The following is a 23,155-nucleotide window of genomic DNA, read 5'->3' as shown; positions in this document are numbered from 1 at the left end:
TGCCGCGACTACAGACTGCCGCGCCTGGCGCCGTCAAGGCTCCCATCCCGAACGGCCGGGAGCCGACCCGCTCAATCGGCAGGTCGGCAGTCTCTGCCCGTTCAGGCAGGCCGGAGAAAAGCCTTCAACCGTTCGCGACGATCAGCGCCCGCTCGAGCTTCGACAGGCCTTCCGTCAGCAGCTCGTCGGAGATGGTGAGCGGCATCAGGATGCGGATCGTGTTGGCGTGAACGCCGCAGGAGAGCAGCACGAGGCCTTCGGCGAGTGCTGCGGTCGTCACGCGCTTGGTGGCGTCGGCGTCGGGCTCCTCGCCACCGCGCGCCTTGGCCACGTCGAAGGCGACCATCGCGCCCGGCCCGCGGATCGCCGCCATGGCGACCGTGTCGTTGCGCTGCGACATGCGCTGAAGCTCGCCCTTGATGCGGGCGCCCAGCGTGTTGGCGCGCTCGATCAGCTTCTCCTCCTCGATGACGTCGAGCACCGCGAGCGCCGCCGCGCAGGCGATCGGGCTGCCAGCGTAGGTGCCGCCAAGACCGCCGGGATCCGGTGCGTCCATGACGGACGCCTTGCCGACGACGCCCGACAGCGGAAAGCCGCCGGCCAGCGATTTCGCGATGGTGATCATGTCCGGCTCGACGCCGGAATTCTCGATGCCGAACATTTTGCCCGTGCGCGCGAAGCCGGTCTGCACCTCGTCGGCAATGAGCAGGATGCCGTGCTGGTCGCAGATACTGCGCAGGCCTTCGAGCAGTTCGGTCGGCGCCGGATGGAAACCGCCCTCGCCCTGCACCGGCTCGATGATGATCGCCGCCACGTTCACCGGGTCGACATCGGCACGGAAGAGGTAGTCGATGGCGCGCAGCGAATCCGCGACGGAGACGCCGAACTGCGGCACCGGGAACGGCACATGCCAGACGCCCGCCGGCATCGGCCCGAACTTCTTCTTGTAGGGCGCGACCTTGCCGGTCAGCGCCGACGTCATCAGCGTGCGGCCGTGGAAGGCGCCGGAAAAAGCGATGACGTTGGTGCGGCCGGTGGCGGCGCGGGCGATCTTGACCGCGTTCTCGACGGCCTCCGCGCCGGTCGAGAAGAGGATCGACTTCGCCTCGCCGGAGAAGGGCGCAATTTTGTTCAGGCGCTCGCAAAGCTCGATATAGGGCTCGTAGGGCACGATCTGGAAGGCAGTGTGGGTGAAGGCGTCGAGCTGCTTCTTCACCGCAGCAATCACCTTCGGATGACGGTGGCCGGTGTTGAGCACGGCGATGCCGCCGGCAAAATCGATGAAGCGCTTGCCGTCCTTGTCCCAGAGCTCGGAACCCTCCGCCCGTTCGGCGAAGACCGGGTAGGCGGTGGCGACACCGCGTGGAATGGCCGCGGTCCGCCGGGCCTGGAGCGCTGAATTGCTGGACATGAAACACCTCTGCCAGTGGAAATTGGCCCATCCTATAGGGGCGGAGCGGCGAGCGGAACTGGGCCAGACGCAGCCCGATCAGGGAGGCAGCCGCCCGCCTGTCAGGTGTCCTCGCTTTTCCTCGCCTGCTCCTCGCGCTCATGCTGGCGTTCCTCGCGCTGGTGCTCGCGCTCCTCGCGCTGGCGCTGCAGCGCGTCGCTGAAGGCGGCGGCGAGGATGCCGGTCGGCATGGCGATGAGGCCGATGCCGGTGATGGCGGTGAAGCCGGCCAGAATCCTGCCGATGACGGTTTGCGGGACGGCGTCGCCGTAACCCACCGTCGTCAGCGTGGCGATCGACCACCACATGGCGCGCGGGATGGAGCCGAAGTCGTCGGGCTGGCCCTCGCCCTCGACCAGATAAAGGAAGGTCGAGGAGACAAGCAGCAGCATGCCGGCGATGACCAGGCTCATCGTCAGCTCGTAGCGGCGCGAATGGATGGCGTGCCCGATGGCGTTGAGCGCCGATGAGTAGCGGCCGAGCTTGGCAAGCGCCACGATCCGGACAAGGCGCACGAGCCGTAGCACGGCGCCGTGCGATCCGAACAGCGTCAGGAAGAGTGTGACCGTCGCGATGAGGTCGATGAGCGCCGGGATCGTCAGCGCATAACGAAGCCGGCCGCCAAACGTGGGGCCGTAATTCGGGTTCTCGCCGGCGATCCAGATCCGGGCGACGTATTCAGCGAGGAAGATGATCGCGAAGGCGATTTCCAGCGCCCGGAACAGTGCCTCATTGCCGCTGTAGACCAGCGGCTCGCTTTGCAGGATGGCAAGCGCGACCGCGCCGAGGATCGCCAGCGCGACCAGCCGGTTGAGCGGCGACAGGCCGCGCTTGTGCCATGCTGGCGGATGGAGGTTGACGTAGAGCCAGCGGCGCCAGGTCTTCGGCTCGTGATGACTGGCATTCATGAGCAGACCTCGCGCCTGGCTCCTGCCTCACACGAACGGCTTGCCGACGTCGTACTTCTTCGGCACGAGGCGCTCGAGATAGGCCATGCCCTTGGCCGTCAGGCCCGTGCCCTCGGCGGTGATGAAGTCGTCGGGCATATGGCGGGTCTTGGCCGCGACGTGGGAGAGCGGCACGATCTTCAGCACCGTCTTCTGCCCGTCATACTGCAGCGCCACCGAGCCGCCGCCCTGCGCTGCCGCCTCGACCGCGTAAACGCCGGCATCGAAGGCTTCCTGGCTGTCCGTCCTGTTGATCGCTCCGACATAGCCACGCGGCATGTAGCCGAGCGCGTCGACGCGGGCGCGCTTGCCGGGCAGGCCCTCGGCCAGCGCGGTCTCGAAGGCGCGGTTGAGGTCGCTGCCCGACAGCTTGACGTTGCCATGCGCGTCGCGCTCGACCTTGTCGGGGCCGACGATGCTTTCGACCAGCGAGGTGCCGTCGGCGGTCTGCACGCCTTCCGAGACGGCGACGATGCAGCGCTTGTGCTTGTCGAGCGTGCGCTTGACGTCGTCGATGAAGCTTTTCACCGAGAAGGCGCGCTCCGGCACGTAGATCAGATGCGGGCCGCTCTGCTCATCGAGACGCCAGGCGGCGGAGGCCGCGGTGAGGAAGCCGGCATGCCGGCCCATGACGATCGCCACATAGACGCCGGGCAGCGCGCGGAAGTCGAGGTCGACGGAGAGGAAGGCGCCGGCGACGAATTCGGCCGCCGAGATGAAGCCCGGCGTGTGGTCGTTCTCCATCAGGTCGTTGTCGATGGTCTTGGGCGCATGCACGAAGGCGATCGAGCCGCCGGACGCATCGGTGAGGATCTGCTGGGTGCCCGACGTGTCGTTGCCCCCGATATAGATGAAGGCCTGCGCATCGACCTTCTTCAGGCCTTTCAGCACGAGGTCGCAATAGGCGGCATCCGGCTTGTCGCGGGTGGAGCCGAGGCCGGAGCTCGGCGTGCCGCCGAACAGCCGCAGTTCCCGCTCGGAAATGTCCGACAGCACGACGAAATCGCCGTCGCGCACGCCGCGCACGCCGTAGCGGGAACCGAGCACGCGCGCGTTCGGGTAGCGCTTGCGGATCTCGAGCGTCGCGCCCACCACCGTCTGGTTGATTACCGCCGTGGGGCCACCGCCCTGCGCGATCACGAACGTCTCTGCCATCGAAAACTCCTCCGAGAAGGTCTGCCCCGCGGGACACATGCCCGACCTTGGCGGCGAGCGCAACGGGTGTCGGGAAGGTTGCGGCCGGACTTACGTGCCGACCTCGTTCAGAACCAGCTCGTCGTCGTGGCCGCGCATCTCGCGCCGGGCGGCGGGGATGTCGATGGTCGCCTTGAGCGGCAGATGGTCGGAGGCGACCTGGGCGAGTTCGCTGTCATGCACCTCCATCGCGGTGACCAGGCCCGGCGAGCCGATGACGCGGTCGAGCGCGATGACGGGGAAATAGGACGGGAAGGAGAAATGCGCGTGCACCAGGGGGCCGAAGACGGGCCTGAGCTCGTGCAGCGAGGATTTGCGGCCGGGCCGCCACTCGTTGAAGTCGCCAACCAGGAGGGTCGGCATGGGCGGCCCCTCGTTTATCGCATTGAGGATGGAGCGCACCTGCCAGCGGCGGCTGCGCCTGAGCAGGCCGAGATGGGCGGCGACGAGCCTGAGCGGCCCGGCCGGCAGGTCGAGGTCGACGACGAGCGCCCCCCTCGGCTCTGCGCCCGGCAGCGCCAGCCGGCGCATGTCCAGCACCTTGCCCTTGCGCAGGAGCAGCGCGTTGCCGTGCCAGCCGTGCCCGTCCGCGTCTTCCGACGTCGGGATGTGCAACAGGCCGGTCTGCTTTTCGAGCGCCTTGAGGTCGAGCAGGCCGTGGCGTCGGCCGAAACGCTTGTCGGCCTCCTGGACGGCGACGACATCGGCGTCGAGTTGCGCGATGACCTCCGCGACACGGGCTGGATCGAAGCGGCCGTCGGTGCCGACGCATTTGTGGATGTTGTAGGAGGCGACGACCAACTCGTGGTCGCCATTGGCCGCGACGGCGCGGCCCGGCGCGGCGGCCGCGATGTCGACCGCCTGCATGGCCTGCAGCCGCGTTCTCAGCCGCGTCTTGAGTGCGGTGAAACTGGGATTTTTCTTGAGACGCGCCACGAGGACAGGATCGAGGAATGCGAGGCGGCTCTTCAGCATGAATCGACCTTGGCAAGCATTTCGAACACTAGTGATAACCGTACCCTTCCACGAGGAAAAGGCGGTCTTGTGATGAAGGTTCCGTTACCCACGATGCAAGAGGAGCTCAAAGCTGGGATTCCACCGGCAGCAGGCTGATCGTGGCGGCAAGGAAACGCCGGCGCCAGCTGGCTTCCGGCTCGTTGTCCAGCACGCGGTCGCCGCCGTCCTGCCAGCCAACGGATTTGCCTGAAAGCACCAGCCTGTAGCTGCGTTTGGCCTCGGTTTCCGTGGCGAAGACCGCCTGCATCTCCTGCGCCAGCCCCGCATGCTCGAAAAGCAGCCCCATCTCGGTGTTGAGCGAGACCGAGCGCGGATCGAAATTGAACGACCCGACGAAACCGTACCGCCCGTCGACGACGAACGCCTTGGTGTGCAGGCTGGCGCCGCGCGAGCCGAACAGCGACATATCCTTCCTGGCCGCGTCGCGGGCGCGCAGCTCGAACAGCCGGATTCCGCCCGCCAGCAGCGGCTTGCGGTAGCGCATATAGGCGCCGTGGACGGCCGTCACGTCGGTCGCGGCAAGCGAATTGGTGAGGACGGAGATCGCGACACCCTGCCTGGCAAGCTTGAGAAGCAGCCCAGTCCCGCTGTCGAGCGGGATGAAATAGGGCGAGGTGATCTCGATACTCTCGCGCGCCGCGGTGATGACCGGAACGATGGCGTCGAGCAGCCAGCCGTCATTCACGCTGGACCCGGCCTTTTCCGGCGGGTCCGAGACGATCGACGCCCGTTCCGTCCAGTGCAGGCCGGAGCCCGACATCAGCCCCCGCGCGGCCGCTCCGCTTCGGACCCTCTCCAGATAGGGCTCTGCGCGCTCAGGCGCGATCTTCGTTTCGAGGCGGCGGCGCAGGCGCCCGAGATCGCCGCGCCCTTTCCAGACGGCAAGCTTGCGGATCGGCGCCGCCATGGCGCTGTTCCAGTAGCGGTCGAACACTTCCTCGGCCTGGCCTACGGCAGGCCCGAGCACCAAGAGGTCCATGTCGCGGAAATTCGACGCCTCGGACGCATCGAAATAGGCGTCGCCGACATTGCGGCCGCCGACCACCGCCACGCGTCCGTCGGCGATCCAGGCCTTGTGATGCATGCGCCGGTTGAGGCTCCAGAAGCGCAGCACCATCTCGATGCCGCGCAACAGCGCGCCCTCGCGGTAGCGGATGGGGTTGAAAAGCCTGACTTCGATGTTCGGATGCTTGTCGAGCGAACGATAGCTGGAGTCGCGCCGCCAGGCGTTGACGTCGTCGAGCAGCAGACGCACCCGCACGCCGCGGTCGGCCGCCTTCAGCACTTCGGCCGCCAGCAGCGAGCCGGTCAGGTCGTCCTTCCAGTAGTAATATTGCAGGTCGAGGCTGCGCTCGGCGCTGCGCGCCGCGGCGGCCCTCAGCGCAAAGGCCTCGATATTGTCGGTGAGCAGCCGCAGGCCCGTCCTGCCGGGATTTTGCGCGAGCAACGGCGCGACCGCACGGTCGAGTACGGTAGCGTCCTCCGAAAGCGGGAAGACCCAGGACCGCGCGCCCTCCATGCGGACGGAGAACCGGCCGTAGAGCGTGACGGCGACGAGCACCGCGAGGACAACGATGATGAGAGCCCACCACATATGGCGAGATATAGGTTCTCCAACAGATCGCTTCGAGCGTGCGGCTGCCGCGCCCGGCGGCCTTTAACGCGCGACGGCCAGTCCGAGTTGCCAGATGCGGTCGGCATTTCTCCAGAAAAGGCTGTCGCGCTCGTCCTCGGAGCAGCCGGTCAGCACGGCGTGGGTCGCGGCCACCCAGGCGAGCAGCCCACCGCCCAGCGTACAGACCGGCCAGTCGCTGCCCCAGACGACGCGGTCCCAGCCGAAGCAGTCGATCACATGCTCGACATAGGGGCGCAGCGTTTCGGCAGTCCAGGTACCGCTGTCGGCATAGGCGACAATACCTGAAATCTTGGCCACCACGTTGGGCCGCGCCGCGATTTCGGAAATGCCCCGCTTCCAGCCATCGAAATCGCCGCTCTTGATGTCGGGCACGCCGCAATGGTCGAGGATGAAGGTCACTTCGGGCGCAAGCCCGATGAGTGCAAGCGCCAGCGGCTGCTGGCGAGGAAACATGCAGATGTCGAAGGTCAGCCGGGTGCCCGAAAGCCGCTTGACGTTCTCGCGGAAGAGCGGCTGCTGCGAGATGCCGTCGTCGACAGTGTGCAGGATGCGGCGAAAGCCCTTCACGAAAGGATCGGCGAGCGCCCGTTCCAGCATCGGCGAAAAGCCGTCTTCCTCCGGCCGGCAGGCGGAGATGGCGCCGCGGATCAGATTGCCCGGTTTCTGCGATTGCTCGCGAACGAACTCTATCTCGCTCACGATCTCGGCGGGATCCACGTCGACTTCCATGTGCAGCACGTCGGTGATGCCGGCCCGAAGCGCGTCGCGGGCATATTCGGCATAGAGGAAGTCGCGGTTCAGCGCCGGTTCGCCCGCCAGCCACGGATAGCCGAGCCGGGACTGGTCGATGAGATGCAGATGCGTGTCGACGAGCACTTGTTCCTCCTTGCGCGCCACGGGCAATGTGGGTCGCGCCATTCATGCGACGGTCTTGCGGGTGGCCGCAAGACATGATTACTGCCGCCGACTCCGAAATCCATGAGACGCAGGAATAGCCCATGACCGAGAAACTGACCGGCAAGACAGTTGTGGTGACCGCGGCGGCGCAAGGCATCGGGCGTGCTTCCGCGCTCGCTTTCGCCAAGGCCGGCGCCAAGGTCATCGCCACCGACCTCAACGAGGCCGTACTCGCCGAACTCGGCAAGGAGAGCGGCATTTCGACGCGCAAGCTCGACGTGCTCGACGACGCGGCGGTGAAGGCCGCCTTCGAGGCGATCGGGCCGGTCGACGTGCTCTTCAACTGTGCCGGCGTCGTCCATGCGGGCGCGCTCCTCGAGATGAAGGACGAGGATCTCGACTTCGCCTTCGACCTGAACGTCCGCGCCATGGTGCGCACCATCCGCGCCGTCCTGCCCGGCATGATCGAGCGCGGCGGCGGCGCCATCGTCAACATGGCTTCGGTCGCGTCCAGCGTCACCGGCGTGCCGAACCGTTTCGCCTACGGCACCACCAAGGCTGCCGTGATCGGCCTCACCAAGGCGGTTGCCGCCGACTATGTGGCAAAGGGCATACGCTGCAACGCGATCTGCCCAGGTACGGTGGAGAGCCCTTCCCTCGAGCAGCGCATGCGCGCTCAGGGCGACTACGAGAAGGCGCGCGCCGCCTTCATCGCGCGCCAGCCGATGGGCCGGCTGGGCACGCCGGAGGAGATCGCCGACCTCGCCGTCCATCTCGCCGGCGCGACCTATACGACCGGGCAGGCCTATGTCATCGACGGCGGCTGGACGATCTAGGCGCAGGAAGGTTCTCGACTGAACTGGCCGCTTGAGCGGCCCGATCGTTCGGCATTATGATCCCGCGGCACGCCGGAGGGTCAGTCGATGCCGCAACGCCCCTATGACGAGCGCCTGCTCCGACAGGCCTTCGACGTCGCGCGCAAGGCCCGCGACGCCGGCGAACATCCCTTTGGTTCGCTCCTCGCCGACAAGGACGGCAACGTGCTGCGCGAGCAGCCCAACGCCTACAAATCCGGAGGAGGCGACCGCACCGCCCATGCCGAAAGCCTGCTGGCCCGCTGGGCGGGGATGAATTTCAGTCTCGAAGAGCTGTCCTCCTGCACGCTCTACACGTCGGCCGAGCCTTGCGCGATGTGCTCCGGCACAATCTATTGGGTGGGCATCGGACGGGTCGTCTTCGGGCAAAGCGAACGTGACCTCAAGGCGCAGACGGGCGCGCATGACGAGAACCCGACACTCGACCTGCCTTGCACGATCGTCTTCGGGGCCGGGCAGCGACCCACCGAGGTCGTCGGCCCGCTGCTTGCCGACGAAGCGTCGAAACTCCAGACCGATTTCTGGAAAGACCAGTAGCGGCTCAGCGCCGGTCGCGGACGATGACCTGGTCGGTGTTGGCGAGCAGCTTGCGCACCGCCGCGCGGGCCGCCTCCGGCCGCTGCAGACGGATGCTCCGTTCGATCGCCTCGTGCAGCTTCTGCGCATGGCGCACGTCGCTCGTCTCGCGCGTCGTGAAGACGAAGAGGTTGTTGAGCGCCGATTCGATCAGCACGCCGAGCGGCACCAGGAGCTCGTTTCCGGAAGCGTGCAGGATTGCAAGGTGGAAGCGCGTGTCGGCCTGCGTGCGGCTGGCGAGCGACGTCGCCTCGCCCATCTCGCGGCAGGCGGTGCTGATCTCGACCATCTGCTCGTCGGTGCGGCGCTCGGCAGCGAGCGCCGTCGCTTCCGGCTCGATGATGTGGCGGAATTCCTGCACCGTGCGCAGGAAAGCTTCCCGGTCAGGCGCGGCGGCGTACCAGCCGAGCACGTCGCGGTCGAGCAGGTTCCAGCGCTCGCGCGGCTCGACCCAACTGCCCACCTTGGGTCGTGACGACAACAGGCTCTTCGCCATCAGCATCTTGATCGCTTCGCGCACGGCGGAGCGGCTGACTTCGAAGGTCTGCGACCATTTCGCCTCGTTGGGCAGGATGGTGCCGGGCGGATAGTCGCCGCGCACGATGCGCATGCCGATCTCGTTGGCGAGCGAGGCATGCACGCTGGTGCCGACCAGTTGCGCGCCCGATCCCTTGCTTCGCTCAGCCGGCGCTGCCTGGCCGGCCGCCGCGATCGTCTTGTCTTTCCTGCCCCGCATGGATCATCCCCTCGCCCTGCCTATGTCATCTTTGGGTAGGGCGGGCAAGGAGCGGGCGCGCCCGGGAAGGGCGCGCCCTGGACCTTGTCTACTTCTGGATGCAGGTGTCGGTCGTGTCCTTGGTGCATTCGTCGAGGCCGGTGAAGACCGGATCGGCGACTTCCTTGCCCTCGATGAGGTCGATCATCACCGTCGGGGCCTTGTAGCCCATTTCGAACGGACGCTGTCCGACGAGCGCCGTGACCAGGCCTTCCTTGGCGATCGCCACTTCCTCGCCGATCGTGTCGGCGGCGCCGATCACGAATTCGTTGCTCGCGATCTTGTCGGCCATCGGCTTGAACAGGTCGCGATAAGGCTGCGGCGCGCCGAACAGCGGCCAGCCGCCCATGATGCCGAAGCCGACGAGATCGGGATTGGCGGCAAGGATGTCGGTCATCGCCTGCACGCCCTTGGCGCCGTCGTCATTGGTGAAGACCGGGCAGCCGGCGACTTCGGTCCAGCCGCCTTCGCCCTTGAGTTCCGCCAGGCCTTCCTGCCCGGACAGGGAGTCACGCCAGCCCTGGGCGCGGCGCAGGATGTTGTCGGCGCCGGGGTTGCCCTGGATGGAGCAGACCTTGCCGCCCTTCGGGTTGGCCTCCTTCATGTAGTCGCCGATGCGCTTGCCCATCAGATAGTTGTCGGTGCCGAGATAGGTCTTGCGCAGCGCAGCGTCCTCCTTGGCGAGGTCGGCGTCGAGCGTCATCACCGGAACGGTCGGATTGGCCGTCTTGATCGACTGCGCGATCAGCTTGGCGTTGGACGGCGAGATCGCGATCGCGGCGGTGCTCGGCTTGCCGAGCATGTCCTGCACGATCTGCGCTTCGCCCGCCTCGTCGGAGGTCGACGCCGGGCCGGTGTAGAAGCACTCATATTCCGAGCTGGCATTCTCGGAATTCCACTTCTGGCAGCCCTGGTTGATCGCCTCAAAGAAGGGATTGTCGAGGCCCTTCACCACGATCACGAGCTGTTTCTTTTCCTGCGAGATCGCCTGGCTCGCGCCGAGCGCCATCGCCGCCGTGGCGGCGAGCAACAACAATTTCCTCATCTGCTTCCTCCCTTGAACAGACGGACGCGGAACGCGTCCGCCAACCACATCAACACGGATGGTAGATGCGCGGTTCGTCTTCCGCGCCTTTGCATTCCACGCAGAATAGACAAGTCTTTCGAGATCGATTGCGGCCGCCCCGCGAAGGCAGGCGTGCAACGAGCTTCCGCCCGACCTTGCCGGTTGCGCCAGTCGCCAGGATCAGCATGCCTTCCTCCCGAAGGAGGGCTAGCTAATAACGGCGCGTTTGGCTCGTCAACGGGTATTGTCCTATTTGTCTTACAAAATTGTCGACCGGCCGGACTGTCGATTGACGCCCGCGCGGCGGTTTGCGTAAATGCCGTGCTGGCCTCGGGAGGAACAGGGGCCGCGATATCGCCAGCTTGGCACAGACCGGCAGCGGCTCAGGGAGGATAGGGTGGCAGTTCTCGAACTGACCAACATTTCCAAGCATTTCGGCGCCATCCACGCGGTCAGCGACGTGTCGTTCGCGATCGAGCCCGGCGAGGTGGTCGGGCTGATGGGCGACAACGGCGCCGGCAAGTCCACTCTGGTGAAGATGATCGCCGGCAACTACCGCCCGAGCGAAGGCAGCATGAAGATGGACGGCGCGGAGCTGGTGCTGCACAAGCCGGTCGATGCGCGCCGGCACGGCATCGAGATCGTTCACCAAGACCTGGCGCTTTGCGACAACCTGACCGCCGCCGCCAACGTCTTTCTCGGCCGCGAGCTGCGCAAGGGCGTCTGGCCCCTGGCTGTTCTCGACTACGCGACCATGTACCGGCGTTCCGGCGAGATCTTCAAGGAATTGAAGTCCGAGACCCGGCCCCGCGACCTCGTCAAGCAGATGTCCGGCGGTCAGCGCCAGGCGGTCGCGATCGCCCGCACGATGCTTTCGGAAGCCAAGATCGTGCTCATGGACGAACCAACGGCGGCGATCTCGGTGCGCCAGGTGGCGGAGGTGCTCAACCTCATCCGCGAATTGCGCAGCAAGGGCATCGCGGTGGTGCTCATCAGCCACCGCATGCCCGACGTGTTCACGGTGGCCGACCGGGTGATCGTCATGCGGCGCGGCAGGAAGGTCGCAGACAAGCAGATCGCAAGAAGCTCGCCCGAGGAGGTCACCGGCCTCATCACCGGCGCCATCGAGCAAGTGGCGTAGAGCATGATCCCGAAAAGCGGAAACCGGTTTTCGGTAAAGATCATGCTCCATCGAATTGTCGTCGCATGTCTGCCGCGCGAGGCTATTTCGCCTCGCTGCAAGATGCTCAGAGAGATCGAAGATGGCCGTCACCCTTGACCAGACGATCGCACACAAGCAGCACACCTGGCTCAGCCGGCTCCTCAACGCCCAGACCTTCTGGGTGCTGCTGGCCGTAATCCTCGCCTGCATCTACCTGTCCTTCGCGACGGACTCCTTCGCCACGACGAAGAACCTCTACAACATCACCCGCAACGTCACCTTCGTCGCCATCATCGCGCTCGGCATGACGCTGGTGATCATCACGGGCGGCATCGACCTTTCCGTGGGCTCCGTGCTCTGCCTGTGCTCGATGGTGCTCGGCGTGACGATGCACGCCGGCTACAGCATCGAGGTCGGCATCGCCGCGGCAATCGCCACCGCGCTGATCGTCGGCGCCTTCAACGGCGTTCTCATTGCCTATCTCGGCTTCCCGCCCTTCGTGGTGACGCTCGGCATGCTGTCCATCGCGCGCAGCCTGGCTATGGTCGCATCCGGAAATACGGTGGTTTTCGAGTTCGGCCCCGATCACGACAAGCTGCTGTCGCTCGGCGGCGGCGCGTGGCTTTTCGGCATCGCCAATCCGGTGCTCTACATGATCATCCTGGCCCTGCTGACAGGCTTCGTGCTGCGCTGGACGAAATTCGGCCGCCACGTCTACGCCATCGGCGGCAACGAGCACGCGGCGACGCTGACCGGCGTGCCGGTAAAGCCGATCAAGGTCGCCGTCTACATGATCTCCGCGCTATCGGCCGGCATCGCCGGCATCATTCAGACCGGCTGGCTGGGCGCCATCACCACCAACATCGGCGCCGGACTGGAGCTGCAGGTGATCGCCGCGGCCGTCATCGGCGGCGCCAACCTCGCCGGCGGCGTCGGCACCGCCTTCGGCGCGCTTGTCGGCGCGGCGCTGATCGAGATCATCCGCAACAGCCTCGGCCTGCTCGGCATCAACGCCTTCTGGCAGGGCACGTTCATCGGCGGAGCCATTGTGCTCGCCGTGATGTTCGACCGCATCCGCAATTTCCGGCAGAGCGAATAGCCCCGGGCGAGCAAGGAAATACTTGAAATGTCAGAACTGTTCAGCCTGAAGGGCCGGCTTGCGCTGGTCACCGGCTCCGGCCAGGGTATCGGCTTCGCGCTGGCGAAAGGCCTAGCCGAGCATGGCGCGATAGTCGTCGTCAACGGCCGCTCGGCCGACAAGGTGGAGAAGGCGGTGGCCTCGCTGCGCGGCAAGGGTTTGAAGGTCGAAGGCTCGGTGTTCGACGTGGTCGATGCCGCCGCGGTCGAAGCGGAAGTGGCGCGCATCGAGAAGGAAATCGGCCCGATCGACATCGTCGTCAACAATGCCGGCATGCAGTTCCGCAAGTCGCTGGAGGAATTCCCCGACGACAAGTGGCAGGCGATGCTGCAGACCAATGTGACCGGCGTCTTCAACGTCGGCAAGGCGGCGGCGAAGCGCATGATCCCGCGCCGGCGCGGCAAGATCATCAACATCGGCTCGGTGATGAGCGAGCTCGCGCGAACGACGATCGCACCCTATACGGCAACCAAGGGAGCGGTGCGCAATCTGACGCGCGGCATGTGCGCCGACTGGGCGAAGCACGGGCTGCAGGTGAACGCCATCGCGCCGGGTTTCTTCCGCACCGAACTCAACACGGCTCTGTTCGAGGATCCCGAGTTCAACGCCTGGCTGGAGAAGCGCACGCCGACCGCGCGCTGGGGCGAGGTTGAGGAACTGGTCGGCGCGGCCGTCTTCCTCGCCTCCGACGCGTCCTCCTTCGTCAACGGCCACACGCTCTATGTGGACGGCGGACTGACGACATCGGTGTAGACGAGTCTGGCGGGCTACTTCTTCTTCGGCGCGTATTTGCGCCAGTTGTGCTCCTGCTTGAAGCCGAGCACTTTCCTGATCTTGCGGTTGGAATAGAGCGATTCGTATTTGGCGAGCTTCCGCTTCAACGGCACTTTCGGATAGAAGCGGTCGAGCAGTTCCTGCGTCGTCAGGTCGGCGGACGGATCGTCGTTGGCCGCGTTGAAGACCTGGTAGCCCAGCCCGTCCTTGGCAATGCAGAGATCGACGATCTGGCCGAGGTCGCGCGCGTCGATGTAGCTCCAGGCGATGCGCTTGCGGAAGGCCGGGTCCTTGATCCAGTTCGGGATGTACCCCTGATATTCGTGCGGCTCGATGACATTGCCGATCCTGAGCGCATAGATGTCGAAGCCGCTGCGCAGGGCGAAGGCCCGCGCGCACTTCTCGTTGACCACCTTGGACAGCGCATAGGAGTCCATCGGGTCGACGTCGTATTCCTCGTCGAGCGGGAAATAGGCGGGGTCCTTCGGCTCGTTGGCGAAGACCACGCCGTAGGTCGTCTCGCTGGAGGCGATGACGATCTTCCGGATGCCGAGCTTCACCGCCGCCTCGATGACGTTGTAGGTGCCCATCGTGTTGACGCGGAAAAGCTCGTTGTCCGGCGTGATCATGATGCGCGGGATGGCGGCGAAATGGACGACCGCGTCGACCGGCTGGGGCCGCAGCGACGGGTCGAATTCGTGCAGGCCCATATAGCTCGACAGGGCGTTGAACACCTGGCCGCTGTCGGTGATGTCGGTGATGAGCGTGCGGACCTTGGGGTTGTCGAGCGGCTTCGCGTCGATGTTGAGCACCTGGTGCCCCTGGTCGACGAGATATTTGACGACATGGCGGCCGGCCTTGCCGCTGCCGCCGGTGAACATGATCCGCTTGCTCATCAGGCGCCCTCCGTTATTTGTCAGACATTTGACGCCAGTTGTGCCCGAGCACAAGTGCGGGCGCCGAAAAAGGCGCCCGCAAAGCGTCCGTCTTACGGAAGCGTGTAGGCCGTCTTGACGATGGTGAAGAATTCCGCGGCGTAGCGGCCCTGTTCGCGCGGTCCGTAGGACGAGCCCTTCCGGCCGCCGAACGGAACGTGGTAGTCGACGCCGGCGGTCGGCAGGTTGACCATTACCATGCCGGCCTCCGCGTTACGCTTGAAATGCGAGGCGTGTTTCAGGCTGGTCGTGCAGATGCCCGCCGACAGGCCGAACGCCGTGTCGTTGGCGGCGGCGAGCGCGGCGTCGTAATCCTTCACCCGCATGACGCTGGCGACCGGCCCGAAGATCTCCTCGCGGTTGATTCGCATCTCGGCGGTGGTCTCGGTGAAGAGCGCCGGCTGCAGGTAGAAACCGGGCTTCTCGCGCGACAGCATCTCGCCGCCGAAGGCGAGCTTGGCGCCTTCCTTCTTGCCGATGTCGATATAGGAGTTGTCCTGATCGAGCTGGCTCTGGTCGACGACCGGGCCGATATGGGTGCCGGATTTCAGCGCATCGTCGACGACGAGCCCCTTCAGCCGCTCGCCGACCGCCGCCACGAACTTGTCGTGGATGCCTTCGGTGACGATGAGCCGCGACGAGGCGGTGCAGCGCTGGCCGGTAGAGAAGAAGGCGCCGTTGACGGCGCAATCGACGGCGACATTGAGGTCGGCGTCGTCGAGCACGACGAGCGGGTTCTTGCCGCCCATCTCGAGCTGGAACTTGCGCATGTGCTCGACGCAGGCGGCGGCGACTTTCTTGCCGGTGCCGACCGAGCCGGTGAAGGTGATGGCGTCGACGCGCGGATCGTTGAGCAGCGCCTCGCCGACGACCGAGCCGCGGCCCATGACGAGGTTGAACACGCCCTCGGGCACGCCGGCGCGAATGATGATGTCGGAGAGCGCCCAGGCCGAGCCGGGCACGAGGTCGGCCGGCTTGAAGACCACGCAGTTGCCGTAGGCAAGCGCCGGCGCGATCTTCCACGCGGGAATGGCGATCGGGAAGTTCCACGGCGTGATGATGCCGACGACGCCGACCGGCTCGCGCGTCAGCTCGACGTCGATGCCGGGACGCGTCGACGGCAGCTTTTCACCCGCCAGACGCAGCGTCTCGCCGGAGAAGAAGTCGAATATCTGGGCGGCGCGCAGCACCTCGCCGGTTGCCTCGGGCAGCGTCTTGCCCTCCTCGCGGGCGAGCAGCCTGCCGAGCTCGTCCTTGCGCGCGACGATCTCGTCGGCGACCTTTTTCAGGATGTCGTGGCGCTGCTGGATGCCGGAGCGCGACCATGCCGGGAAAGCAGCCCGGGCGGCCGCGATCGCCTGCTCGGCCTGCTCGCGCGAGGCCCGCGCATAGCGGCCGACGACATCGCCGGTGTCGGACGGATTGATGTTGTCGGCGGCCTCGGCTCCGTCGGTCCAGCTTCCCGCGATGAAATTCTGATGCAATGTCATTGGTCCATTAAATCCTCTGTTCCGGCAGGAGGTAATTGGGCCGGCAGGCCGCAGACTGCAAGCCCTAAAAGGCTCGCGGCCAGCCCGGCGGCGAATCAGTCGCGGCGAACTGCGCGTGCCGAGGGTGACGCCGGCCTCAGCATCCAGGCGGCCCGGATATGGAACACCGCCCAGGCGGCAATCCCGATGAACTTCGCCCCCTCCTCGAGGATCACGCTCGCCGACACTTCCAGCCCGGCGGGTATTTCGTAGAAATGATAGTCGAATGCGACGTCGATCAGGTTGCTGATCGCGAAGAATGCCAGTGAGAGCAGAAACAGGGCGGCGTCGGCGCGGACGATCTCGCGCCACCACGCCGCGACATAAAGCACGACGGCGACTGGATAAACGATGAGGAAAAGCTTCTCCGGCATCCCGGTGAGGCGCGGCAGCATCTGTTCGTGCATGAGAAAAAAATCGTCGAACATCAGCATCGACGTCAGCACACCGGCCGAGAGCAGAAAGCCGCCGCGGCGCAGATCTCCGGCGCGCCAGTTCTCGGCGCCGCGGAACAGGCAGATCGCCGCCGCAGTGCACCACAAGAGAATGCCGATGTTGGAAACCAGCCCGTGGTAGAACTGGCCTTCGAAGATCGCCACCGGATCCCGAATCAGGCTGGCCATCGGCAACCAGGGCTGGATGTAGAGCAGGCCGAAGAACGCCAGGGCCGGCAGCAGCGCGAGCAGATAGACCGGCCAGGACGCGGCAAGGCCCGGCATCATCCGCAACAGCGCCTTGTCCATGTTTCTGCTCCTGCCGCTTTCAGCATTTCACGAGCGCCGCGCACGACGCTTTGCCGGATAACGAGCGAAAGCGGCAAAAATTCCGTGGCTGGAGCGGTGATGTCCGAAATTTCGGGAAGACGCGCCCCGCCGGCGAATCGCCGGCCTAGCGTTTCGAAGCGGTCAGCCAGTCGCGAAGAGCGACCGCCTGGTTGTGCTGTTCGTCATGCGCGCCGTAGACCAACGTCGCCGGCCCTTTGCCGATCGCCTGCTTCAGGGTCTGCACGGCTTCTTCGTTCGAATCGAGCTCGGCGCGATAGCGGCGCTGGAACTCGCCCCATTTCTTCGGATCATGGCCGAACCATTTTCGGAGCTCGTCGCTCGGCGCGACCTCCTTCAGCCAAAGATCCACGGCGGCCTTCTCCTTCGTGAGCCCGCGCGGCCAGAGACGGTCGACGAGGATGCGCCGTCCATCGTCGTCGGCGGCGGGTTCATAGACGCGCTTGATCGCAACTCGCATGCCAGACCATAACAAAAAAGCCCGCAGGGTAAACCTGCGGGCTTCGATGTTCGATTCGGCTCAGGCTTTCAGGAGCATTTGCGCATTTTCGAAGGGGAGCCCCTGATCGTCGCTTGGCCTGCGCGACAGTTCCTCGAAGCCGAGTGACCTGTAGAAGGCGAGAGCCTGCGCATTGGCGGTATACACCTCCAGGCGAAGCGAACCCTTCAGTTGCGCGGCGTGCCGGACCAGCCGGCGGCCGATGCCGCCGCCCTGACGGCTGGGAGACACGAACAGCCCGCCGATGAAGTCCTCGATGAGACTTATGAAGCCGGCCGGCTCACCGCCACGCACCGCGACCCAGGTCTCCGCCCGGGGAAGATAGACGGTCTCTATCAGAACGCGCTGCTCACGCAGGCTGGTCTCGCCGATGAACGCGTGAGCGATCAGAGACGCCTCGAACCACATGGCCGACAACTTTTCCAGGTCCGCAGCCTCATAGGCGCGGATCGCGATATCCATATCTTTCATGATTTTCCGTAGATGAATATGCACAAAGGGCAGCGCCTTTGCAGGCGCCGTACAACACCGCTGAAGCGGTCGAGGTCTCATCCTCTGCGCATAAATCTCCTTCTACGAACACCGGCGGCTATATGACGGGTCGGACGGAAAGTAAACTCGGGCCGCTGCCAACAACTGCGGGCCCTTGCCAGCTAGAATCGGCCTGTGTGTGCGGCTATGGAATGACGTCGGCTCGCAGCGCACATATTCGACGGCAGCGGCAATAGGTGGACCACTGGTGCCGCCTCGACGGCGCGGACGGAAGCGGCGGCGAGATGGGCTCCACTGAAAGCGTCGTCCGCGCCGTCGTGTCTATGGGCTCTGCGACATGCACCGCTGGCATCAAAGCCATCGATGACATGATATCGCGACTCAGCGCGGGCCACCCCATAGATGGGCGGGTGCCAGTCCGTTATCCGGAACGTCATACATTATCGTCCCGAGTTCCTGATCGTGGTCCGGACCTATTATTCGGATAGTTGTTACGCCAACCAAATCGTCTCGCGGATTGTTGCCGGGTTCGATTTTGCTGCCTCCGGCCAGGTCGATGTCGGGGTCACTGGGCATGTTGGCCGCAAAGGTTTCTGAAACGCCAACTGCTACATAGAACGCCAAGCCGCAGCCAAGCCCAACACGAGTTCGCTTGCTCATGAACTCCTCCATAGTCTTAGTGGTGCGTCGTGGGCATCACGGCCGGATCATCGGCGTTCGGCGACTTCCGGTCCTGAAAGCCGTTCCGAACTATTCCGAAATCTTCGGAAAGACGATATGATTGGATATGGCGCTTCAGTTCGTCACGTTCGGTTCGTTCGCGTTCGATTGCGGACGCGGGACCTTGTTGCGACGTGGGTCGCCGGTTGCCATCGGAACCAGAGGCCGGGCGCTACTGAAGGCCCTATTGGAAGCAAATGGCGAGGTCCTGACGAAGTCAGCATTAATGGATGCGGCGTGGCCATCCACGAACGTCGAGGAGAGCAATCTTACCGTTCAGATCGCCGCGCTTCGCAAAGTCCTCGGCCGGTCGGCTGACGGCGAAGAGTGGATAGCAACTGTTCCGCGCGTGGGGTACAGGCTGGTCCATTCCACGCCGTTACGAAATCACGACATCGACACCGCAGTCGATGCGCCGGTGCCGCAAGCGACTGGGTCAACGCCTTCGATTGCCGTAATGCCGTTCACCAATATGAGCAGCGATCCAGAGCAAGAGTATTTCGGCGACGGATTGGCCGAGGATTTGATCACGGACCTGTCGAAGGTCGCCGGTCTCCTGGTGATCGCACGCCATTCCTCTTTCGTTTACAAAGGCAAGCAGGCCGATATCCGATCAATCGCCACGGATCTCAACGTGCGCTACGTAATCGAAGGGAGCGTACGCCGTGCCGCGAATCGTGTCCGGATCAGCGCCCAGATCATCGATGCGCTCGACAATCGCCCACTGTGGGCCGAACGGTTCGATCGGGATCTCGCAGATATCTTTGCGCTGCAGGATGAGATAGTGGCAAGGATCGTGAACAGCCTTTCTGATCTGCTGCCACCGGTGCCTTCCATTGCAGGTCAAAGGCCAGCGAATCTTGAAGCCTACGACCTTTTCGTGCGCGGGCGGGCGCTGGTCAACCAGTCGGTCAAAGGGAATCGCCCCGCGCGTTTGCTGATCGAGAGATCTATCGAACTGGATCCGGGTTTTGCGGACGACCTGCAGCTTCGCGCCACTGAACAAGCCCGGCATCGGGCCAAGGCAACAATGCGGACCATCCGGCGCGAGGTGGAGGTGTGGCTTTTGAAACGCCGGCTGCTCGGGGCTGACGACAGCATGTTCAAGGATGTTGGTGTTTCTTGCGGGAACGTCGACTGGCTCGTTCGAAACGGTCGTGGCGATCGGTGCGGATAGTCGGCGAGGGGTCCAGCGCTGGGGCTGTTTCCCCAACGACAACCTTCTGACCGGCTCCGGTGCTCGCACCGCCAACTGCTCACGTCTACGCAGCGCTGGCGGAGAAGGAGCGCAGGCAAACCTCTGAGCGTACGCGAGCTGCCCTTGCCGCTCGCAAGGAGCGCGAGACGAAGCTGGTCAATCTCGGAATACTCCCGATGCGGCTGCGGCCTACGTGCGCGCCCCGAACTCAAGGCCGTGGCCTGAGAACACCGCTTACAGAACACCGCTTACGCTGCAGCACCACAGAAAAAAAGGCCCGGACAAAGCCGGGCCGTTTTGATTTGGTTGCGGGGGTAGGATTTGAACCTACGACCTTCAGGTTATGAGCCTGACGAGCTACCGGGCTGCTCCACCCCGCGTCACCGGACTTTTGCCGCAGGCAAAATGTCCTTTTCACGTAAGTCATCGCTTACTTAAGTGCTAAACCCGCCAAATGAAAGGGCCGCTTGCGCGGCCCCATGTCCCGTTTGGCGGGCCGTCGTAAAAGAGAAGATTTCAACATGCACTTTGCAGACCTGGCAGCGACTTACTCTCCCGCGTCTTGAGACGAAGTACCATCAGCGCTGGGGCGTTTCACGGCCGTGTTCGGAATGGGAACGGGTGCAGCCACCCCGCCATAACCACCAGGTCGGCGAAGAGCATGTTGTTTCGAGAAGCTGTTCTTGTCGTGCCATCCGATCAGCACCGTAAGGTACGATGGGCACAGAGAATGAGAACGATCAAGCCGATCGAGCTATTAGTACCGGTAAACTTCATGCGTTGCCGCACTTCCATACCCGGCCTATCAACGTGGTCGTCTTCCACGGCTCTCAGGGAATACTCGTTTCAAGGTGGGTTTCCCGCTTAGATGCCTTCAGCGGTTATCCCGTCCGGATATAGCTACCCTGCAATGCGGCTGGCGCCACAACAGGTCCACCAGAGATCCGTCCATCCCGGTCCTCTCGTACTAGGGACAGATCCTTTCAATATTCCTACACCCACGGCAGATAGGGACCGAACTGTCTCACGACGTTCTGAACCCAACTCACGTACCGCTTTAAATGGCGAACAGCCATACCCTTGGGACCTGCTCCAGCCCCAGGATGCGATGAGTCGACATCGAGGTGCCAAACAACCCCGTCGATATGGACTCTTGGGGGTCATCAGCCTGTTATCCCCGGCGTACCTTTTATCCGTTGAGCGATGGCCCTTCCACACGGGACCACCGGATCACTATGACCGACTTTCGTCTCTGCTCGACTTGTCAGTCTCGCAGTCAGGCAGGCTTATGCCATTGCACTCAGCGAACGATTTCCGACCGTTCTGAGCCCACCATCGCGCGCCTCCGTTACTCTTTAGGAGGCGACCGCCCCAGTCAAACTACCCACCATACATTGTCCCGGACCCGGATAACGGGCCGCGGTTAGACATCCATAGTCGCAAGGGTGGTATTTCAAGGATGGCTCCACAGAGGCTGGCGCCCCTGCTTCAAAGCCTACCACCTATCCTACACATGCCACTACGAATGCCAATGTAAAGCTATAGTAAAGGTGCACGGGGTCTTTCCGTCTAACCGCAGGAACCCCGCATCTTCACGGGGAATTCAATTTCACTGAGTCTATGCTGGAGACAGCGGGGAAGTCGTTACGCCATTCGTGCAGGTCGGAACTTACCCGACAAGGAATTTCGCTACCTTAGGACCGTTATAGTTACGGCCGCCGTTTACTGGGGCTTCGATTCAGAGCTTGCACCCCTCCTCTTAACCTTCCAGCACCGGGCAGGCGTCAGACCCTATACGTCGCCTTGCGGCTTCGCAGAGCCCTGTGTTTTTGATAAACAGTCGCTACCCCCTGGTCTGTGCCACCCTCCACTGCTTGCGCAGCAAAGGGTCACGCTTCTTCCGAAGTTACGCGTGCAATTTGCCGAGTTCCTTCAGCATAGTTCTCTCAAGCGCCTTGGTATACTCTACCAGTCCACCAGTGTCGGTTTCGGGTACGGTTTATAAGGAGGAGCTATTTCCTGGAACCGCTTCACCGCCAGATCAATCCGATAAGACCTGACGATACACGCGATCCGTCACTACCTCCAAGCTCACGAATATTAACGTGATTCCCATCGTCTACGCATTTCTGCCTCGACTTAGGGGCCGGCTAACCCTGCTCAGATTAACTTTAAGCAGGAACCCTTGGACTTTCGGCGGGGGTGTCTCTCACACCCCTTACGTTACTCATGTCAGCATTCGCACTTCTGATACCTCCACCGCCCCTCGCAGGTACGGCTTCATCAGCTTACAGAACGCTCCGCTACCGCTCACGATTGCTCGTGAACCCTAAGCTTCGGTGTATGGCTTTAGCCCCGTTACATTTTCGGCGCAAAGACCCTTATTTAGACCAGTGAGCTGTTACGCTTTCTTTAAATGATGGCTGCTTCTAAGCCAACATCCTGGTTGTTTTGGGATCCTCACATCCTTTCCCACTTAGCCATAACTTGGGGACCTTAGCTGTAGGTCAGGGTTGTTTCCCTTTTCACGACGGACGTTAGCACCCGCCGTGTGTCTGCCGACTAGTACTCCTGGGTATTCAGAGTTTGCTTAGGTTTGGTAATCCGGTGAGGACCCCTAGCCCATGCAGTGCTTTACCCCCCAGGGTATTCGGTCGACGCTCTACCTAAATAGATTTCGCGGAGAACCAGCTATTTCCGAGTTTGATTGGCCTTTCACCCCTAGCCACAAGTCATCCCGAACTATTGCAACAGTTATGGGTTCGGTCCTCCAGTAAGTGTTACCTTACCTTCAACCTGCTCATGGCTAGATCACTCGGTTTCGGGTCTAATGCGACGAACTGAACGCCCTATTCAGACTCGCTTTCGCTGCGCCTACACCTACCGGTTTAAGCTTGCTCGTCACACTAAGTCGCTGACCCATTATACAAAAGGTACGTGGTCACCATTTCAGGCTCCCACTGTTTGTAGGCAATCGGTTTCAGGTACTCTTTCACTCCCCTTGTCGGGGTGCTTTTCACCTTTCCCTCACGGTACTAGTTCGCTATCGGTCATGCACGAGTACTTAGGCTTTGAGGGTGGTCCCCCAAATTTCAGACAGGATTTCACGTGTCCCGCCTTACTCGAGGACGATTGATCGCATTACGTGTACGGGGCTGTCACCCGCTATGGCCCAACTTTCCAGAAGGTTCCACTTGTCTCTCAATCGCCACTGGCCTGGTCCGCGTTCGCTCGCCACTACTAGCGGAGTCTCGGTTGATGTCCTTTCCTACGGGTACTTAGATGTTTCAGTTCCCCGCGTTCGCCACTTTACCCCTATGTATTCAGGGTAAGTTACCTATTATCGATACTTGTAAACCGAAGTAGCCAGCAAACCGAAGTCTGCCAGCTGCTCTGATTTTACAAGTACCTTAGGTGGGTTTCCCCATTCGGAAATCTACGGATCAAAGGGTATTCGCACCTCCCCGTAGCTTATCGCAGCGTATCACGTCCT

General features: G+C 63.4%; 20 protein-coding genes, 1 tRNA gene and 2 rRNA genes (1 of these 23 cut by a window edge). 6 read left to right on the top strand and 17 right to left on the bottom strand.

Annotated features, from left to right (window positions below; all coding sequences use genetic code 11):
• Window positions 1-124: 124 nt before the first annotated feature.
• The 6 genes from gabT to D8676_RS05395 form a co-directional block, all read right to left on the bottom strand.
• The gene (gene gabT, locus D8676_RS05420; RefSeq protein WP_121579846.1) at window positions 125-1,411 is read right to left on the bottom strand and encodes a 4-aminobutyrate--2-oxoglutarate transaminase; all 1,287 of its coding nucleotides are present in this window, start codon (window positions 1,409-1,411) and stop codon (window positions 125-127) included.
• A 101-nt stretch (window positions 1,412-1,512) separates the two neighbouring features.
• Window positions 1,513-2,358 (bottom strand): ion transporter, encoded by an 846-nt coding sequence (locus tag D8676_RS05415; protein ID WP_121579845.1) that lies wholly within the window; start codon window positions 2,356-2,358, stop codon window positions 1,513-1,515.
• Window positions 2,359-2,385: 27 nt separating this feature from the next.
• Entirely contained in the window at window positions 2,386-3,552 is a 1,167-nt protein-coding gene (locus D8676_RS05410) for a diphosphate--fructose-6-phosphate 1-phosphotransferase (protein WP_121579844.1), read from the bottom strand.
• Window positions 3,553-3,642: 90 nt separating this feature from the next.
• Entirely contained in the window at window positions 3,643-4,566 is a 924-nt protein-coding gene (locus tag D8676_RS05405) for an endonuclease/exonuclease/phosphatase family protein (protein ID WP_245426613.1), read from the bottom strand.
• Window positions 4,567-4,672: 106 nt separating this feature from the next.
• The gene (locus D8676_RS05400; RefSeq protein WP_121579843.1) at window positions 4,673-6,202 is read right to left on the bottom strand and encodes a phospholipase D family protein; all 1,530 of its coding nucleotides are present in this window, start codon (window positions 6,200-6,202) and stop codon (window positions 4,673-4,675) included.
• Between the two features lie 63 nt (window positions 6,203-6,265).
• Window positions 6,266-7,120 (bottom strand): amidohydrolase, encoded by an 855-nt coding sequence (locus D8676_RS05395; RefSeq protein ID WP_121579842.1) that lies wholly within the window; start codon window positions 7,118-7,120, stop codon window positions 6,266-6,268.
• 122 nt (window positions 7,121-7,242) lie between these two features.
• Here D8676_RS05395 and D8676_RS05390 point away from each other — a divergent pair, with 122 nt between their 5' ends.
• Both D8676_RS05390 and D8676_RS05385 read left to right on the top strand, forming a co-directional pair.
• Window positions 7,243-7,977: an SDR family oxidoreductase gene (locus D8676_RS05390; protein ID WP_121579841.1), complete on the top strand. Its 735-nt coding sequence runs from the start codon at window positions 7,243-7,245 to the stop codon at window positions 7,975-7,977.
• Window positions 7,978-8,064: 87 nt separating this feature from the next.
• Complete coding sequence (locus D8676_RS05385) at window positions 8,065-8,553, top strand: nucleoside deaminase (RefSeq protein ID WP_121579840.1); 489 nt, start codon at window positions 8,065-8,067, stop codon at window positions 8,551-8,553.
• A 4-nt stretch (window positions 8,554-8,557) separates the two neighbouring features.
• Here the strand turns inward: D8676_RS05385 and D8676_RS05380 are convergent, their stop codons facing one another.
• Together D8676_RS05380 and D8676_RS05375 are read right to left on the bottom strand one after the other, a co-directional pair.
• Complete coding sequence (locus tag D8676_RS05380) at window positions 8,558-9,328, bottom strand: FadR/GntR family transcriptional regulator (protein WP_121579839.1); 771 nt, start codon at window positions 9,326-9,328, stop codon at window positions 8,558-8,560.
• 88 nt (window positions 9,329-9,416) lie between these two features.
• On the bottom strand, window positions 9,417-10,412 hold the full coding sequence (locus D8676_RS05375) for a substrate-binding domain-containing protein (RefSeq protein WP_121579838.1): 996 nt from the start codon (window positions 10,410-10,412) through the stop codon (window positions 9,417-9,419).
• 418 nt (window positions 10,413-10,830) lie between these two features.
• On the opposite strand from D8676_RS05375, the gene D8676_RS05370 reads away from it, so the two are divergent.
• The 3 genes from D8676_RS05370 to D8676_RS05360 all read left to right on the top strand — a co-directional run bounded on the left by D8676_RS05370 (window position 10,831) and on the right by D8676_RS05360 (window position 13,486).
• Complete coding sequence (locus tag D8676_RS05370; protein WP_245426605.1) at window positions 10,831-11,574, top strand: ATP-binding cassette domain-containing protein; 744 nt, start codon at window positions 10,831-10,833, stop codon at window positions 11,572-11,574.
• Between the two features lie 121 nt (window positions 11,575-11,695).
• Window positions 11,696-12,694, top strand: a complete 999-nt coding sequence (locus D8676_RS05365; protein ID WP_121579836.1) for an ABC transporter permease — start codon at window positions 11,696-11,698, stop codon at window positions 12,692-12,694.
• 27 nt (window positions 12,695-12,721) lie between these two features.
• A complete protein-coding gene (locus D8676_RS05360; protein WP_121579835.1) occupies window positions 12,722-13,486 on the top strand; it encodes an SDR family oxidoreductase in 765 nt (254 codons plus the stop codon).
• A gap of 14 nt (window positions 13,487-13,500) precedes the next feature.
• Here the strand turns inward: D8676_RS05360 and D8676_RS05355 are convergent, their stop codons facing one another.
• From D8676_RS05355 to D8676_RS26995, 6 genes are all read right to left on the bottom strand, one after another.
• Window positions 13,501-14,403, bottom strand: coding sequence for an NAD(P)-dependent oxidoreductase (locus tag D8676_RS05355; protein ID WP_121579834.1), 903 nt, complete (start codon window positions 14,401-14,403; stop codon window positions 13,501-13,503).
• Between the two features lie 92 nt (window positions 14,404-14,495).
• The gene (locus D8676_RS05350) at window positions 14,496-15,932 is read right to left on the bottom strand and encodes an aldehyde dehydrogenase family protein (RefSeq protein ID WP_121579833.1); all 1,437 of its coding nucleotides are present in this window, start codon (window positions 15,930-15,932) and stop codon (window positions 14,496-14,498) included.
• A 95-nt stretch (window positions 15,933-16,027) separates the two neighbouring features.
• Window positions 16,028-16,714 (bottom strand): hypothetical protein, encoded by a 687-nt coding sequence (locus D8676_RS05345; RefSeq protein WP_121579832.1) that lies wholly within the window; start codon window positions 16,712-16,714, stop codon window positions 16,028-16,030.
• Window positions 16,715-16,859: 145 nt separating this feature from the next.
• Window positions 16,860-17,213: a DUF488 domain-containing protein gene (locus D8676_RS05340; RefSeq protein ID WP_121579831.1), complete on the bottom strand. Its 354-nt coding sequence runs from the start codon at window positions 17,211-17,213 to the stop codon at window positions 16,860-16,862.
• Window positions 17,214-17,273: 60 nt separating this feature from the next.
• Window positions 17,274-17,714, bottom strand: a complete 441-nt coding sequence (locus tag D8676_RS05335) for a GNAT family N-acetyltransferase (protein WP_348628999.1) — start codon at window positions 17,712-17,714, stop codon at window positions 17,274-17,276.
• Window positions 17,715-18,125: 411 nt separating this feature from the next.
• Window positions 18,126-18,404, bottom strand: a complete 279-nt coding sequence (locus D8676_RS26995; RefSeq protein WP_147448159.1) for a hypothetical protein — start codon at window positions 18,402-18,404, stop codon at window positions 18,126-18,128.
• Window positions 18,405-18,531: 127 nt separating this feature from the next.
• On the opposite strand from D8676_RS26995, the gene D8676_RS05330 reads away from it, so the two are divergent.
• The gene (locus tag D8676_RS05330; protein WP_121579829.1) at window positions 18,532-19,641 is read left to right on the top strand and encodes a FlgO family outer membrane protein; all 1,110 of its coding nucleotides are present in this window, start codon (window positions 18,532-18,534) and stop codon (window positions 19,639-19,641) included.
• Between the two features lie 324 nt (window positions 19,642-19,965).
• On the opposite strand, the gene D8676_RS05320 is transcribed toward D8676_RS05330, so the two are convergent.
• The 3 genes from D8676_RS05320 to D8676_RS05310 all read right to left on the bottom strand — a co-directional run.
• Window positions 19,966-20,042 (bottom strand) — tRNA-Met (locus tag D8676_RS05320).
• A gap of 154 nt (window positions 20,043-20,196) precedes the next feature.
• Window positions 20,197-20,311, bottom strand: a 5S ribosomal RNA gene (gene rrf, locus D8676_RS05315).
• An 87-nt stretch (window positions 20,312-20,398) separates the two neighbouring features.
• Window positions 20,399-23,155: ribosomal RNA gene (locus D8676_RS05310) — 23S ribosomal RNA — on the bottom strand; it runs 53 nt beyond the window's last position.

The sequence above is a fragment of the Mesorhizobium sp. YM1C-6-2 genome, from assembly GCF_003666685.1.
In the GTDB taxonomy this organism is placed as follows: Bacteria; Pseudomonadota; Alphaproteobacteria; order Rhizobiales; family Rhizobiaceae; genus Mesorhizobium_K.
This window is presented reverse-complemented; position numbering and strand designations above follow the sequence as displayed.